The following is a 15,049-nucleotide window of genomic DNA, read 5'->3' as shown; positions in this document are numbered from 1 at the left end:
TGAAAACCTTCAAAATCCTTGCTGAGCGTTATCGAAATAGAGGTAAAAGGCTTGGTTTGAGATTCAATTTAATCGCTGGAATCTACAACTTGGAACTGAGCAAAAAATGATTTATGAAAGAGGTCTAATATTCAATTTACCTTACCATGCAGTTATTCCTTTACACCGAAAACTATGGCCTACATTTTTATAGCCTCTTATACCAAATGTACCATTACTGCGTTAGTCAGAGTCTGAACTGGCAATTATTGAGAATATGAATACATCAATGCTAAATTTGGATCATCACGTTGGATCCACATCTATTGTTAGATTTTTTGAAGGGTTTTATTCAGAAAACCATATTTATACTCAGAGTTAAAATAGGTATCAACATGCAACGCTATGTAAGCGATGTAAATATCTCGAATATAGATCTAGTCAGAATTGAATCACTTAATAAAGATGCTTTTACATTGACGTATTTAGATACAGCTCAGCGATTGGCTTATTTTATATAAAGGTTAGAGTGATTAATGCAACTTCCAGTGATAGAGACAGTTCTCCAAAGGAGTTTATGCTATGGCTAAATCAAGAGCAAAACACAAGCAAGTCCAGCAAAAGGATAAAAAGGACAGTGCTCAAAATGAAGAGCAACAACAGCAACAGCAACAACCCTCTAAACCATCACGTGCGAAAAAGCGTAAATAAAATTTAGACCTGATTCAACAAAACCCTCAGCTGAGGGTTTTGTTATTTTTAAGACTGTTTCTGAAAAGCAATCTGGAAAAAACATCACTAAAAATAACAGGATTTTGACTTTAAATTTCTGTGTCTTCCTTAAGATAAAACGAACCCCCATTAAACGGCTATGCGAGCTATTGTGAAAATTCCCAAAATCCTGCTTTTAATATTCTCCTTAAGTATATTACTCACTGCCTGTCAGCCACCCCCTTCAGGTGAACCAGCGGGCTGGAAAAGTCCGTACCTCTATTGGCAATTAAAAAAAGCTGAGCTGATTAGACCAGTAGAAATTCCTGTACAAGGAGTAACAGCACGCCAGATTCAGGATACTTGGGGTGGAGCGCGCAGTGAGGGACGTAAACACGAAGGAACCGATATTTTTGCTCAACGAGGTACACCGGTAGTCAGTGCGACCCAAGGGATCGTCCGCAAGATTGGAACCAATAATTTAGGAGGTAAAGTTATCTGGATTACTGGTCCGAATTTAAGCCAACATTATTATGCACATCTGGAGGATTATGCTGAACATATTCAGGAAGGAGACTGGGTAGAAGCAGGTGAAATCATTGCCTATGTCGGTAATACCGGTAATGCGAAAAATACACCACCACATTTGCATTATGGGATTTATCTCAGTGGAGAAGGTGCGACTAATCCTTATCCTTATTTAAAGGTAGAAGAATTGGAATAAGTGCAGGGGAATGTAAAAAAAAATGTAAAAGATCGCCATCTAAAGAATGAAAAGCATAAAATAGCGTATCTCCCGCTTTTCCTGTTTTTATGAGTTTTGCTTATCGACCAGATATCGATGGCCTGAGAGCTATTGCAGTATCATTGGTTATTTTCAATCACCTGGGCTGGTCATTATTTTCTGGCGGCTATATTGGTGTTGATATTTTCTTTGTCATTTCCGGCTATCTCATCACGACCATTCTGACGCGCGATATTGAGTTGCAGCAATTTTCAATTGCACGGTTTTATAAGAAACGGGTGATCCGTCTGGCACCTGCATATTTTACTGTACTGGCAATTGTCAGTCTGATTGCTTGGCAGGTGATGTTGCCGGGTGAACTGACAGAATATTTCAAAAGTGTCATGTATGCGACTGTACTTATTGCCAATCTGTATATGCGGAATGAGGTAGGAGATTATTTCAGTCCGAATGTAGAAAATGTGCCTTTGTTGCATTTATGGTCATTGGGCGTAGAAGAGCAATTTTATATTTTCTGGCCGCTCTTGCTATGGCTATTTTTGAGTAAAACCTCGCGTAAATATCTTTGGCTTGTCATTAGTGTATTCATTGTCGCTTTAGTTCTATACGCCCAGCAGCAACTAACTCATAATCCGGCCAAAGCTTACTATAGCATGCCGGTACGAGCGTTTGAGTTATTGATTGGCGCATTGATTAGCTGCTTGCCAAAACCAAATCTGCCAAAAAAACTATTACAGGGATTGGTCTGGGCTGGGGTAAGTGTTCTATTTGCAACTGCAATTTATTTTGATCAGCAAACCCCATTCCCAGGACTGATGGCATTGATCCCGTGTCTTGCAACAGCACTGATTATTTATTTGGGGCAATCCATATCTTCAAGTAATTTATTATTGAGTAATCGTCTTAGTACATGGATTGGTAAAATTTCATATCCTCTGTATCTATGGCACTGGCCGATAATCGTGTTCTTTGGTATTTATATGCTGCCCTTGAATCTGGAAAATCAGATTATTATTGTTTTCCTATCACTTATATGTGCATTTCTGACTTATAAACTGGCTGAAACACCCCTGAAACGCTTTGTGATGGCTGCAAATTATAAAGTGATTATTCTTGGATTTCTGTTACCTGCAGTCAGTTTTATTGCGATCGCCCAAACCATCAAAACACATGAAGGTTTCCCGGAGCGTTTTCCAAAATCGGTGCATGACAAACAGGAAGCATTACACACGTATGCACATGTGATTCGTAGTAACTGCATGGATACCGCGGATCCAAATGTTTTACCCAATGCTCAAGATTGTGTCTTAGGACAATCTAAAGAAGATATTGATTTCCTGTTGATTGGCGATTCGCATGCCAATGCCTATACAGCAATGCTGGACGAATGGGCAAAGGATGCCAATTTACGCGGTTATGATGCAACGCAAAGTTCAACTTTTTATCTGCCAGGTGTGCAGCGATTTGAGTTAAAGCTGAATCAATGGAAAGCACTGACCAAATTCCAAAAACGTAATGATGCTATTACTGCACATCTTAAAGAAACCCATTATCCAATGATTATTCTGGCGGGATCTTATGCGCAGTATTTTGACGATGATGTAAAACTTAAAGATAGTGTCCATCATACTGAGGAAGAGATATTTAAAGCAGGTTTGATAAAAGCCTTAGAAATTGCCCATCAATCTAGTGATCAGGTGGTGCTAATTAATGATGTACCACATCTAGACTGGGAAGGGATTCCATCTGATTGTAATATTCGTAAAGAGATTCTTCATCGAGACGCTTCATGTACAGTTTCTCGAAAAAGTTATGAAGCACATTTAAAGCAATTCAATCAGATTTTGGCAGAAGCAAAACTGAAATATCCGCAATTGAAAATCGTTGATCCAACCAAAGTCATCTGTGATCAGCAGGCATGTAAAACGATGCTGAATGATGTGCCTTTGTATCGTTTTAAGGATGATAATCATCTTAATGATCAGGGTTCACGGCAATTAGGCGTTGAATATCTAAAACAGTTTGGTAACCCGCTTAAAGATTTGAAGAAAGATTAAATGGAATAAAACCACGTTTAATGACGTGGTTTTATTCCTTGGGATTTGGGTTGTTGACCCCGATTTTAATCTTTATTTAATTCTTTTCTTCTTGAACAGAAACTGGTTGCTCACCCATCTTATATTTGGAAGAACGTGTATTCCAGACCAATTGCAAAGTTCCGACTAATAAAAATAAAGCGGCCAGCATAAACTGTTGATGGTAGTTCAATCCTAGATATTGCAGGGCACTAAAACTCAATCCTCCAATCAGCTGAACAGCAGCAAAACATAGAGTCGCAATGCTCCAAAGCTTTTTATAAGCCAGTCCATACAGCTGCAAAATGGTATAAGAAGTGAGGAAAACCACAGCGGGATTCAACATTCCGGTAAAAAAAGAAGAACTGAAAGTGAGAAACGGATTAGCATTTAGAGTCGCAATGAAAATCGCCAGAATATATACACTATAAAGAATCTTTAGGGCAGTAAAATTGCCAAATTTTCTTGCCAGGACATAAGCAGAAAAAGCACCTAAGGCACTGCCTAATCCATATAGAATCCAGTTAAAGTTAATCCAGAATAAGCTTAATCCTAGTTCATGGCTGAGATAGTCAATCCAGAACAGGGAATGCGGAATATAGGCAAATGCACTACAGGCATAAACCGCCAGTAAACTATAAAAGACTGTATTTAAAGGTACTTGAGCATGATGAGAAACAGATTGTTTAGCTAGATAGGGTTTAAATTGTGGTATCAGTAGGCTTAAGCAGATACAAATCATCAGTGCAAACCCACATAAGATCAGCCAGGCCGTACGTATGGAAATCTGGTCAAGATAAGGCAAAAACAGGGTAGCCAGTAAAACCCCTAAGCCAATCCCGCTAAAACCAACAAAATTGATTTTAAAACGGTCTTTTAAATCACAGCACTGAGCCACGACACTTGGTGACAAAATCATGAGCAGGCCGCCACTAATACCGGAAATCACGCGCCAGCTGATATACCAGATTTCAGAAAACCCTGAAAAAGCGCAACAGAATAGGCTAACCATTCCAGCTGTTGCAGCAAGCTGGATATAAGTACTCATGCTTCGGTCTTGGGGCAAGCGCATCGCTGCAAAAGCACCCATTAAATAGCCCAGCAGATTGGCACTACCTAAAAGACTGGCAAAACTCGCGCTCCAGGCAAAGGCTTCACGTGTACCAGGTAACAGGGCAGTATAGGAAAAACGCAGAATGCCGATGCCTAAGCACATACTCAGGCAGAGAAAAAGGCTAAGCTTGACCGTATTTGAGGACATCCATGTACTCTTGGATTTTTATATTTGTTCAAAAAATAGCATGAATCATCAAGCTAAAGGAGAAAAGGCTGAATAGATTTTATTAAAAAAAGAAACTCTAGATTAACAGCATGCTTCTATTGTAAATATCTGTAAAGCTTATCGCGGAACTTTTTAGACAATAAAAAAACCGCATTCATGAATGCGGTTTTTTTATTTATCTTTTATAAATTAGCGCATTTTAGCCAGGAAACGGCCTAAACGGGTAATCGCTTCACGCAGTTCGTTTTCTGCTGGCAGGAATACCACACGGAAGTGATCCGGTGTTGGCCAGTTGAAGCCAGTACCTTGAACCAATAGAACTTTCTCGGCACGTAACAGATCAAGCATCAGTTTTTCGTCATCCTCAACCGGATAGATTTCCGGATCAAGACGAGGGAAACAGTACATCGCACCTTCAGGTTTCACACAAGATACACCTGGAATCTCGTTTAGCATTTCCCAGGCAATATTACGCTGTTCATATAGACGGCCACCTGGGCGGATCAAGTCATTAATAGATTGATAGCCACCGAGTGCAGTCTGAATTGCATATTGTGCTTGGTGATTCGCGCAAAGACGCATTGAAGCCAGCATATCCAGGCCTTCAATGTAGTCCATTGCACGTGATTTATCCCCGGTAATCGCCATCCAGCCTGAGCGGTAGCCGGCAATACGATAGGCTTTAGACAAACCATTGAACGATACACATAATTGCTTGCCTGTAAGCGAAGCTACTGACACATGTTCAATGCCATCGTAAACGATCTTGTCATAGATTTCGTCGGCAAACAGGATCAGGTCATATTTCTTCGCCAGATCCACGATTTGCTGTAATACATGACGCGGATAAACCGAACCGGTCGGGTTATTCGGGTTAATAATTACGATCCCGCGGGTATTTGGCGTAATTTTGCTTTCCATGTCCGCGATATCTGGATACCAGTGATTTTCTTCATCACATTTATAGTGAATTGCTGTACCGCCAGATAGGTTTACTGCCGCAGTCCATAATGGATAATCCGGCATTGGAATCAGCATTTCATCGCCGTCATCCAGCAGGCCTTGCATCGCCATCACGATCAGCTCTGATACGCCATTGCCGACATACACGTCATTCACGTGCATATCCAGAATGCCTTTTTGCTGGTAATACTGGCAGATCGCTTTACGTGCCGGGAAAATCCCTTTGGAATCCGTATAACCAATCGCATTTGGCAGGTTCAGTGCAACATCATTAATGATTTCTTGCGGGGCTTCAAAGCCGAATGGGGCGGGATTTCCGATATTCAGTTTGATAATTTTATGTCCGGCTTCTTCCATCTCGTTGGCCGCTCGTAACACTGGTCCGCGAATGTCGTAGCAAACATGCTCAAGCTTAGACGATTTCTTGATCTCGCGAGGGGGGGTGTTACCAATACCGGACATAATTCCATCCAATTAATTTTTAAGTTAAACCTATAGATTACGCAAATATCACAATCTATGCTGAAATTTCGCTAGAAATTTTTTCATCTCTAGCGTAAATATGGAAGTACTGAAGCATGACATTGAATGTCAAAGATTTAAAGGAGTTAGTGATGGGAAAACTCAATAAAACAGACCGGGAATGGCAAAGAGAGTTATCACCAGAAGAGTTTCGCATTACGCGTGAAAAAGGAACTGAACCGGCATTCACAGGTAAGTACTGGAATACAAAACAGGAAGGGACTTATGTCTGCCGTTGCTGTGGTACACCACTGTTTTCTTCAACCACTAAATATGACAGCGGTTGCGGCTGGCCAAGCTTCTATCGTCCTGTGAGCAGCTCAGTTGTAGAAGAATTACCTGATACTTCACATGGTATGGTGAGAACAGAAATTGTTTGTCATCATTGTGATGCACATTTGGGACACGTTTTCCCGGATGGTCCGGAACCGACTGGCTTACGTTATTGTGTAAACTCGGCCTCTTTAGAATTACAAACACAAGAAAAAACTGACGAGGAAACTTATCCATGACCAGCATTTATCAGTTTGAAGCTGAGTTGTTAGATGGAAAAAACAAACGGCTTGCAGATTATGAAGGGAAAGTACTTTTAATCGTAAATACCGCGAGCAAATGTGGTTTCACTCCACAATTTGCAGGTCTGGAAAAGCTTTACCAGAAATATAAAGAGCAGGGACTGGAAGTTTTAGGTTTTCCATGCAACCAGTTTGGCGGACAGGATCCGGGTTCAAATGAACAGATCGGAGAGTTTTGCCAGAAAAATTATGGGGTTTCTTTCCCGATGTTTTCCAAGGTGGATGTAAAAGGTCCGGAAGCGCATGCAATCTTCCGTTACTTGACCAATAATTCCAAAGGAATTCTAGGAAATGGTATTAAGTGGAATTTCACCAAATTTCTGATTGGTCGTGATGGCAAGGTATTAAACCGTTTTGCACCTACCACCAAACCTGAAGATCTTGAAACAGAAATTGAAAAGATTTTATAAGTTTATTTGAAATGTCCAATTTCTAATAAATAGAAAATAAGTGAAATAAAAAATAATTTGTAGCCAACATCCATAAAAAAACCCACTTCTGGAAAGTGGGTTTTTTTATTTATATTTAGATCTTAAAAGATTAAAGAATCGCTTTTAAACGCTGAATTACCTGCTCACATTGTGCCAGATCAGCGACTAATGCCAGACGCACATGGTTTTCACCCGGGTTGCCTTGCGTAGTTTCACGAGACAGGTAACGGCCTGGTAATACTTTGATATGCGCTTTTTCCATCAACATTTTGGCAAAAGTTTCATCATTGTCCACTTTGAGCCAATAGTAGAAACCCGCATCTGGTTTTTTCAACGAGAGCAAGTGCCCCAATTCTTTCTGGAACAGATCAAATTTGGCACGATACTGTACCCGGTTTTCTTCCACATGAGCTTCATCATTCCAGGCAGCAATTGATGCTAATTGGTGTTGCACCGGCATCGCTGCACCGTGATAAGTACGGTATTGCAGATAAGGTTTGAGTAAAGTGGCATCACCTGCAACAAAGCCTGAACGCATGCCTGGCAGGTTGGAACGTTTAGACAGGGAATGGAAAACGACACAGTTTTTATAATCATCTCGGCCAATCTCGGCACAAACTTCCAGTAATCCGGTAGGGGCTTCATCAAACCAAAGTTCTGAATAACATTCATCAGAAGCAATGACAAAATTATATTTGTCTGACAGTGCAATCAGCTTTTTAAACTGTTCTTTAGAAAGAACAGCACCTGTTGGGTTGCCCGGTGTACACACAAATAACAGGGCAGTTTTTTCCCAGACTTCAGCCGGAACTGAATCAAAATCACCTAAGTAATCATTTTCTTCAGTACAGTTAATGAAATAAGGTTTTGCACCTGCAAGCAGGGTAGCACCTTCATAAATCTGGTAGAAAGGGTTTGGCATCACCACATAAGGCGCATCTTCACGATTGATCAAAGCTTGGACAAAAGAAAAGATCGCTTCACGGGTACCGGAAACCGGTAATACATTGCTGTCTGCACTGATGCTATTGAGTTTAAAACGGCGAGTCAGCCAGTTGGCAATGCTTTCACGTAATTCAGGTAAGCCTTTGCTGTTCGGATAAGTCGATAAATGTTGGAAATTATCGATAATTGCTTGTTTCACAAACTCGGGTGCTGGATGCTTTGGTTCACCAATCGAAAGGGGAATCAAAGGCATATTCGCAGGCTGGATATCCGCGAAAAGTTTATTCAACTTTTCAAACGGATATGGATGCAATAAAGACAAGCTAGAGTTCATGAATGTGTTACCGAGCAGTGTGTTAGTGTTGAGCATTGACCTGATGTGAGGCCTCATCTAGAGCAGCTTTTAATGCCGCTGCAAAATTATCAGACTCTATTTGGGTCATTGGGCTGCCATCTTTTTTGGTGACAAAGAAAATATCTTCAGCACGTTCGCCAAGCGTAGCAATTTTGGCAGAGTGAATATCCAGACCCTGCATCATAAATAAACCGCCAATTTTCGCAAGTAAACCAGGATGGTCAAGTGTCGCAATTTCAACCATATTCTGGTTTAAAGCTTCATTAAGGGTGATATCGACGGTATTTTCAATATCAAAATGACGTAACTGACGCGGAATCCGGCGCTGCATCAGACCTGGATATTCATCAGAATGACTTAAGGCATCCTGTAAGGCTTCAATGACAGTTGCCTCACGTTCCGGATCGGTCAATAACGTGCCAAAACGGTCAAGGACGACATAGGTATCCAAACTGAAAGCTTTGGTTGCGGTAATAATCCGGGCATCCTGAACGTCCAGATTCATGCGATCCAGAACAGCAACCGTGGTGGCGAACAGATTTGGCTTATCTTGAGTATAGATGAAGATCTGCACGGCATCCTGCGCATATTTACGATGCGCACGCATTAATACCAATGGTGCAGGATTATCGCCATGTTCCAAAATAGCACGGGTATGCCAGGCGATTTCATCGGCAGATTCTTTCAGGAAGTAGTCATCGCCCAGTTCCTGCCAGACTTTTTCGACATCATAAAGCGAGAAATGTTCCACTAGACGTTCACTGGCTTCGAACTTGGTATCTTCAATCAGCATCTGGTAATCAACCGGACGGCCCAAGCCAGAACGAATCACATCACGCGCATGCGTATAGAGTTGACGCATCAAAGATGAACGCCAGGTATTCCAGAGTTTTGGATTGGTCGCATTAATATCTGCCACGGTTAGGGTATACAGATAATCCAGATGCTCCATATCTCCCATTTTTTCAGCAAATTCTTTGACCACATCCGGATCGGAAATGTCTTTTTTCTGTGAGGTCACTGACATGGACAAATGGTTTTCAATTAGCCAGGCAACCAGATTGCATTCACGTTCGGTAAAGCCATGGGTACGGCAGAACTGAATCGCATCGGCTGCACCAAGCTCACTATGATCACCGCCACGACCTTTGGCAATATCATGGAAAATAGCCGCCAGATAAACGATGTCACGACGTGCTAATCGCTGGAACACGGAGCTGACGACCGGGAACTCTTTGGCGAATTCGGGTTCCTTGAAGCGGTTCAGATTGCGGATCAAGAGCAGGGTATGTGCATCCACAGTATAGATATGGAATAGGTCATATTGCATTAGACCGGTAATCTGTCCGAAAGCAGGAATATATTTGCCCAGGACACCATAACGTTTCATTGCCACCAAGGTTTCATAGAGGCGATGCGGTGAACGAATGATGGCCATAAACAGGGCTTGGTGTACCGGATTATCACGGAAATCCTGATCAATACGTTTAGCCGCTAGCGTGAGCAGACGTAAAGTGCGTGCACGAATCCCTTCAATTTCAGGGCGATTGGCCAGCAAATAGAAAATTTCCAGAATGGCACTTGGCTTTTCCGAGAAAATCTTGTGATGTTGAACTGCTAACTTGCCATCGACTAGCTTGAAGTTTTCATTAATTTCTTCAATCTGGCGTTCATATTGGGGTAAACGTGGGGTAATCACGGACTCATTAAAATAAGCCAGTAGCATTTCATTCAGAGTCGAAACCTGCTGCGCGCTACGATAATAGCGCTTCATGAACTGTTCGATTGGATAGTTCGGTGACTGACCTTCTTCACGGGTATAGCCAAACATCGCTGCAATATCCCGTTGATAATCAAACAGCAGGCGGTTTTCATCGCGCTTGGTCAGGCGGTGTAAATGATGACGAATTTCCCAGAGAAAGCTTTCAGCTTCTTCGAGTACGGCAAGTTCAAACTCTGAAATAAAGCCCAGATGCACTAGGTCATAAATACGGTTGACACGGAAATGACGTTTGGCAATCCAGCCAATCTGGTTAATATCACGAATACCGCCCGGTGCATTTTTAATATCCGGTTCCAGATTGCTTTCAGTATTGTTGTGCTGAGCATAGCGTTTGTGCTGCTCGTCCATTTTCGCATCAAAAAAGGTTTTATCGGTCCAGGTTTGTGACACGATCCGGCGTGGCCACTTGGTTAAATTTTCATTACCAATGATCAGACGTGCCTCGATCAAGGAAGTCGCTACCGTAAGGTCACTGCTGGCCTGATTGACACATTCATTGATGGTACGAACACTGATGCCCGGTTTGAAATTACCGACATCCCACAGAGAGGAAATAAAGCTGGAGATCAGTTTTTCCTGCTCTGGAGTAAAATCATCTTCTGAGAGGATCATGATATCGACATCTGAATATGGCAGCATTTCGCGGCGGCCATAACCGCCGACTGCGAAAAGTGCCAAATCGGTCTGATCAAGTTCAGCATGATTCCATAGGAATTGCAGGGCTTCATCAATCAGGTTTGAACGGGCCTGAATGATGTCACGGATGGACTGTCCATTTTCGAAACATTCCTGAAGCTGATTTTCTACATCGCTACGCCATTGGTTGATCGCTTTGATGTCATTGTGACTTTTAATGTAATTCAGCAGCGGGGAGGTATTGATCATGAACAGTGGTCCGTTGTATTTACTTAATTTTGATTCACATTAACTTGGTCGGCAACCTGTTGAGCCAGCTCGCGAGCCTGTTCAATGCTTTCTGCACGCGCAGTCGCGACACCCATACGGCGGCGTTTAAAGCCCTCAGGTTTACCAAATAGACGTAAATCGGTATCGGCATGGGCTAAAGCAAGATTCAGGCCAGAAAATGAAAGATTGCGATCATCGACACCTGCGTAAATCACGGCACTGGCAGCCACACTATGGCGAGCTGTATTGACTGGTAGGCCTAAAATAGCACGGGCATGCAGTTCAAATTCACTCTGGAACTGGGAAGCTAATGTAACCAGACCAGTGTCATGCGGGCGAGGTGAAACCTCACTAAACCATACTTTGTCGCCTTTGACAAAGAGTTCTACACCAAAAATACCGCAACCGCCGAGTGCTGTGGTGACTTTATTCGCGATACGTTTTGATTCTTCCAAAGCTGCCGGGCTCATTGGCTGAGGTTGCCAGCTTTCTACATAGTCGCCTGAGTCCTGACGGTGTCCGATTGGATCACAGTAAGAGGTTTCGATTTCGCCAGTTTGAGGATTCTTAGCCCGCACAGTAAGCAGGGTAATTTCAAAATCAAAATCAATCTGTGATTCGACAATCACTTTGCCCTGATTAACTCGACCACCTGTTTGCGCATATTCCCAGGCAGCATCGACTTCTTCAAAACTTTTCACGCGAGATTGGCCTTTACCTGAAGAAGACATCACCGGTTTCACAAAGTTTGGATAACCAATGTCATCACAGGCTGCGCGGAAAGATTCCAGAGAATCGGCAAAGCGATAAGCAGACGTCGGTAAGCCTAGTTCTTCAGCTGCCAGACGACGAATGCCTTCACGGTTCATGGTCAGGTTAACCGCTTTGGCAGACGGAATCACGGTGGCAATATTCTGTTCTTCGATTTCAACCAATACTTCTGTTGCAATCGCTTCAATCTCAGGAACAATGAGATGCGGCTGAATTTTTTGAATGAGCTGTTTGAGTTCTGCTGCATCTGCCATATTTAAGACATAAGAAAAATGTGCCACCTGCATGGCAGGAGCATCTGCATAACGATCTGCAGCATGAACTTCTACACCTAAACGTTGCAAGGAAATCACCACTTCCTTACCTAGTTCTCCTGAACCTAGCAATAGAACTTTAAAAGCTGAAGATTGAAGAGGAGTACCAATAGTCACGTTCATGTGTATTATCCATGCTTGATTTTATGGACTTTTAGCATAACAGAACTCAATGCCGAGATAAGCCGAGTTTCATACAAAATTGTGATATTGGCCAGCAGTTTTATTTATAAAAGTTTATAGAGAATTGCATCTGAAATCAGGCAGTTCGCTTTACTTTATTTTTCATAGGGTTTAAATGATAAATCCTGTTTTGCGGATTGAGTTTTTCCATATGCAGAATTTGCATGTCATTGAGTTGAAGTTGATGGAGAAGTTTCAGACTTTGTATTCTCTTAAAGGCGTAAAAGGGAATGACAAAAGGACAGATAAAACCAAACATCCATAGCAATAAACCAAATCCTGAAAATTGCAGTGCATCGAGGAATACAGTGAAAAAATGGAATTTATGATTTGACACTGCGACAAGTGCAAAAAATAGAAACAGTAAAATTACACTAAAGCCAAATACATAAATGAGATTTGGAATGCCTTTATGTAGCAGGCTCCAACGGCTAAAAATGATTAGTTTGGGATGCAGATGGATCACCTGTTGAGTCTGATTGTAGAGGGCAATGATTTTATTTTTGCCATGCTTCTGAATATAAATGACACGGATATGATCTGCGGGTTCAGCAACCACTTCTACAAAATGACCAGTAAAATTCTGTGCATTGATAAAACATTCAAAATAACAGCCGGGTAATTCGTATTGATTAAAAATAGCTAACATTTCATCACGTCGATAATGAATAAAAATTTTCCCTTCAATCATTTGCTTTGGCTCGAACATGCCAATATTTTCCTTATTTTTCTTCTTATATCAAAAAGACTTATGCATTTAATTTAGCATAAGTCTTGAATGAGATTTTTAATTTTCTAAAAGGCTTAAAAAGGTACAGAGATATAGGTATAGATCAGGCCATAAGTTAAAGCTGCAGTTAAGGTCGCCATGACAATTTTCTTAAACTTGAAATACAGTCCAGCGAGTACAATAAAACCGATCAGCATGGCAAAGCTTTTATCTGGCGTTTCCAATAAGGGCGGTAAGGTCGCTACAACCAGCATGGAACTGATAGCAGCAATTCCAATCGAACCCAAGGCAATTTTCAACCATAGCGCACCACGTTTTTGCGAACCCTGCTGAAATTTTTGAATCACATAGAATGGACCAAAACGCGAGGCAAAATTGGCAATCCCGACAATAATTCCGACCAAGATAATTTCAAGATTCATGATTGATCTCCTGCATATTCAGGATCTGGTTTTTTCAGCACATAGTGCTTGAACAGGCCGGCCAAAATGCCGGAACTGATGCCGATAAAGATCGCAGCGGACAAATCGATAAAATAACAGGCAACTGCTGAGACAATAATTGTGATGGTCACGACAAAGGTATGTTTCTTTTCAAATGCAGCGAGCAGGAAACTTAAGAACAGGGCAGGTAACAGGAAATCTAAAGCCGCCTGCAAGAATTGTGGCAAATTACTGACCTGATCAGCAAATAATCCACCTAAAAATGAACCTGTCGCCCAAGACAGCCAGCTAAACAGACTTAGACCTAACATCCATGATTCTGACCATTCTTGGCGCCGTTGCGACAGCTTGATCATACCTGAAGCAAAGACTTCATCAGTAAGACCCCAAGCCCAGACTGCGGTTTTCTTCAGGTTTAAACGATCTTGGATCAGGTTTTGTAAAGCTGGGCCGTATAAAAGATGACGAATGTCCAAGGCAATCACGGTCAATACAGTCATCCAAATCGAAGTACCACTACCAAGTAACGCTACAACTAAAAACTGACTGGCACCGGCATACATGGAGCAGGACAGAAATAAGGCTTCCCAGGCAGTAAAGCCGAACTGGGTGGCAGAAACGCCAAAGGCAAAGGAGACCGGAAGGTAAGTAAATATAATGGCCTGGCTATCTTTGGCACCTTGCCAGAAACCGGCAGGTTGCATCGCTACTGGATTGTGGTCAGACACAAAACACCTTGAGGGAGAGAGTTAAAACAGGGATTAAATCAAGATTGTGTATTGTACGCGAATTTACTAGCATAGTGCCGAAATGTTTAACTGGCGATTCGGATATGTTGATGTTCAAGACACGTGCAATGCTGGTCGGTGTTTTAATCGGCAGCACCTTATTTCTTCAAGCTTGTGGAAATGACAGTCAAGCGCCAAAGGCCGAAATTAAAGCGGCACCTAAACTCTCTAATGATGCGACCACTTATGCCAATGCTGCATGGCAATTCATGAATGAAGTCGATCCGCTGGTTTATAACAAGGAAATGGAACAGATAGATGCTCAGGTACGTCAACCGGCCCGTAAATTGAGTACTGACTGGCGCATTAATGTGAAAATGACTGACTCAGTGACGGAAGGAAAATATGCCTTATGTCGCAAGGCTTTAACCAGTCTGGAAATCTGGGCACGTAGCACCGTTGAAAATAGCAGTAGCGTGGCACAGAAACAGGCCGACTATGAGCGTGATAAACAGCAATGTCAGGGAGCTATTGCTCATCCTGAACTGGGAAATACTGATCCAAAGCAGAAAGGTAATGCAGTAGCTGAACAGTCTTAATCGGGTTTT

14 protein-coding genes and 1 pseudogene are annotated in these 15,049 nt (G+C 42.0%); 7 read left to right on the top strand and 8 right to left on the bottom strand.

The window, feature by feature from the left end; all coding sequences use genetic code 11:
• The 4 genes and pseudogenes from FTV31_RS13810 to FTV31_RS13800 form a co-directional block, all read left to right on the top strand.
• Positions 1-110: pseudogene (locus FTV31_RS13810) on the top strand (IS5/IS1182 family transposase); the annotation flags it as partial.
• 451 nt (positions 111-561) lie between these two features.
• Entirely contained in the window at positions 562-690 is a 129-nt protein-coding gene (locus FTV31_RS17350) for a hypothetical protein (protein WP_004784138.1), read from the top strand.
• Positions 691-850: 160 nt separating this feature from the next.
• A complete protein-coding gene (locus FTV31_RS13805; RefSeq protein ID WP_180015383.1) occupies positions 851-1,414 on the top strand; it encodes a M23 family metallopeptidase in 564 nt (187 codons plus the stop codon).
• A gap of 89 nt (positions 1,415-1,503) precedes the next feature.
• Positions 1,504-3,492, top strand: coding sequence for an acyltransferase family protein (locus FTV31_RS13800; protein ID WP_180015381.1), 1,989 nt, complete (start codon positions 1,504-1,506; stop codon positions 3,490-3,492).
• 76 nt (positions 3,493-3,568) lie between these two features.
• Here FTV31_RS13800 and FTV31_RS13795 read toward each other — a convergent pair whose 3' ends face one another.
• Complete coding sequence (locus FTV31_RS13795) at positions 3,569-4,771, bottom strand: YbfB/YjiJ family MFS transporter (RefSeq protein WP_180015379.1); 1,203 nt, start codon at positions 4,769-4,771, stop codon at positions 3,569-3,571.
• 210 nt (positions 4,772-4,981) lie between these two features.
• Entirely contained in the window at positions 4,982-6,217 is a 1,236-nt protein-coding gene (locus FTV31_RS13790) for a pyridoxal phosphate-dependent aminotransferase (RefSeq protein ID WP_180015377.1), read from the bottom strand.
• Positions 6,218-6,369: 152 nt separating this feature from the next.
• On the opposite strand from FTV31_RS13790, the gene msrB reads away from it, so the two are divergent.
• Both msrB and FTV31_RS13780 read left to right on the top strand, forming a co-directional pair.
• On the top strand, positions 6,370-6,789 hold the full coding sequence (gene msrB, locus FTV31_RS13785; protein WP_004784131.1) for a peptide-methionine (R)-S-oxide reductase MsrB: 420 nt from the start codon (positions 6,370-6,372) through the stop codon (positions 6,787-6,789).
• Positions 6,786-7,262, top strand: coding sequence for a glutathione peroxidase (locus FTV31_RS13780; protein ID WP_180015375.1), 477 nt, complete (start codon positions 6,786-6,788; stop codon positions 7,260-7,262). The genes msrB and FTV31_RS13780 overlap by 4 nt, the downstream gene beginning before the upstream one ends.
• Before the next feature lie 130 nt (positions 7,263-7,392).
• Here the strand turns inward: FTV31_RS13780 and dapC are convergent, their stop codons facing one another.
• From dapC to FTV31_RS13750, 6 genes are all read right to left on the bottom strand, one after another.
• Entirely contained in the window at positions 7,393-8,562 is a 1,170-nt protein-coding gene (gene dapC / locus FTV31_RS13775) for a succinyldiaminopimelate transaminase (RefSeq protein ID WP_180015373.1), read from the bottom strand.
• A gap of 22 nt (positions 8,563-8,584) precedes the next feature.
• Positions 8,585-11,251: a [protein-PII] uridylyltransferase gene (glnD, locus tag FTV31_RS13770; RefSeq protein ID WP_180015371.1), complete on the bottom strand. Its 2,667-nt coding sequence runs from the start codon at positions 11,249-11,251 to the stop codon at positions 8,585-8,587.
• A 23-nt stretch (positions 11,252-11,274) separates the two neighbouring features.
• Positions 11,275-12,489 (bottom strand): formate-dependent phosphoribosylglycinamide formyltransferase, encoded by a 1,215-nt coding sequence (gene purT, locus FTV31_RS13765; RefSeq protein ID WP_180015389.1) that lies wholly within the window; start codon positions 12,487-12,489, stop codon positions 11,275-11,277.
• A gap of 127 nt (positions 12,490-12,616) precedes the next feature.
• A complete protein-coding gene (locus tag FTV31_RS13760; RefSeq protein WP_218948738.1) occupies positions 12,617-13,249 on the bottom strand; it encodes a hypothetical protein in 633 nt (210 codons plus the stop codon).
• Positions 13,250-13,344: 95 nt separating this feature from the next.
• Entirely contained in the window at positions 13,345-13,692 is a 348-nt protein-coding gene (gene ygaH, locus FTV31_RS13755; RefSeq protein WP_159123254.1) for an L-valine transporter subunit YgaH, read from the bottom strand.
• Complete coding sequence (locus FTV31_RS13750) at positions 13,689-14,417, bottom strand: AzlC family ABC transporter permease (protein ID WP_180015387.1); 729 nt, start codon at positions 14,415-14,417, stop codon at positions 13,689-13,691. Before FTV31_RS13750 ends, ygaH begins: the two co-directional genes overlap by 4 nt.
• A 128-nt stretch (positions 14,418-14,545) precedes the next feature.
• On the opposite strand from FTV31_RS13750, the gene FTV31_RS13745 reads away from it, so the two are divergent.
• Positions 14,546-15,040, top strand: a complete 495-nt coding sequence (locus FTV31_RS13745; RefSeq protein WP_159123256.1) for a hypothetical protein — start codon at positions 14,546-14,548, stop codon at positions 15,038-15,040.
• Positions 15,041-15,049: the final 9 nt, after the last annotated feature.

Source organism: Acinetobacter sp. YH16031, from assembly GCF_013417335.1.
Taxonomy (GTDB): domain Bacteria; phylum Pseudomonadota; class Gammaproteobacteria; order Pseudomonadales; family Moraxellaceae; genus Acinetobacter.
The sequence above is the reverse complement of the archived record's forward strand: the minus strand, read 5'-3'. Positions and strand labels throughout refer to the sequence as shown.

Excerpts from the sequence above, each read along its gene's own strand:
- dapC (WP_180015373.1), bottom strand. The coding sequence starts at position 8,562 with ATGAACTCTAGCTTGTCTTTATTGCATCCATATCCGTTTGAAAAGTTG.
- FTV31_RS13795 (WP_180015379.1), bottom strand. The coding sequence starts at position 4,771 with ATGTCCTCAAATACGGTCAAGCTTAGCCTTTTTCTCTGCCTGAGTATG.
- FTV31_RS13780 (WP_180015375.1), top strand. The coding sequence starts at position 6,786 with ATGACCAGCATTTATCAGTTTGAAGCTGAGTTGTTAGATGGAAAAAAC.
- FTV31_RS13745 (WP_159123256.1), top strand. The coding sequence starts at position 14,546 with ATGTTGATGTTCAAGACACGTGCAATGCTGGTCGGTGTTTTAATCGGC.
- FTV31_RS13805 (WP_180015383.1), top strand. The coding sequence starts at position 851 with ATGCGAGCTATTGTGAAAATTCCCAAAATCCTGCTTTTAATATTCTCC.
- ygaH (WP_159123254.1), bottom strand. The coding sequence starts at position 13,692 with ATGAATCTTGAAATTATCTTGGTCGGAATTATTGTCGGGATTGCCAAT.
- glnD (WP_180015371.1), bottom strand. The coding sequence starts at position 11,251 with ATGATCAATACCTCCCCGCTGCTGAATTACATTAAAAGTCACAATGAC.
- msrB (WP_004784131.1), top strand. The coding sequence starts at position 6,370 with ATGGGAAAACTCAATAAAACAGACCGGGAATGGCAAAGAGAGTTATCA.
- FTV31_RS17350 (WP_004784138.1), top strand. The coding sequence starts at position 562 with ATGGCTAAATCAAGAGCAAAACACAAGCAAGTCCAGCAAAAGGATAAA.
- FTV31_RS13800 (WP_180015381.1), top strand. The coding sequence starts at position 1,504 with ATGAGTTTTGCTTATCGACCAGATATCGATGGCCTGAGAGCTATTGCA.
- FTV31_RS13750 (WP_180015387.1), bottom strand. The coding sequence starts at position 14,417 with ATGCAACCTGCCGGTTTCTGGCAAGGTGCCAAAGATAGCCAGGCCATT.
- FTV31_RS13790 (WP_180015377.1), bottom strand. The coding sequence starts at position 6,217 with ATGTCCGGTATTGGTAACACCCCCCCTCGCGAGATCAAGAAATCGTCT.
- FTV31_RS13760 (WP_218948738.1), bottom strand. The coding sequence starts at position 13,249 with ATGTTCGAGCCAAAGCAAATGATTGAAGGGAAAATTTTTATTCATTAT.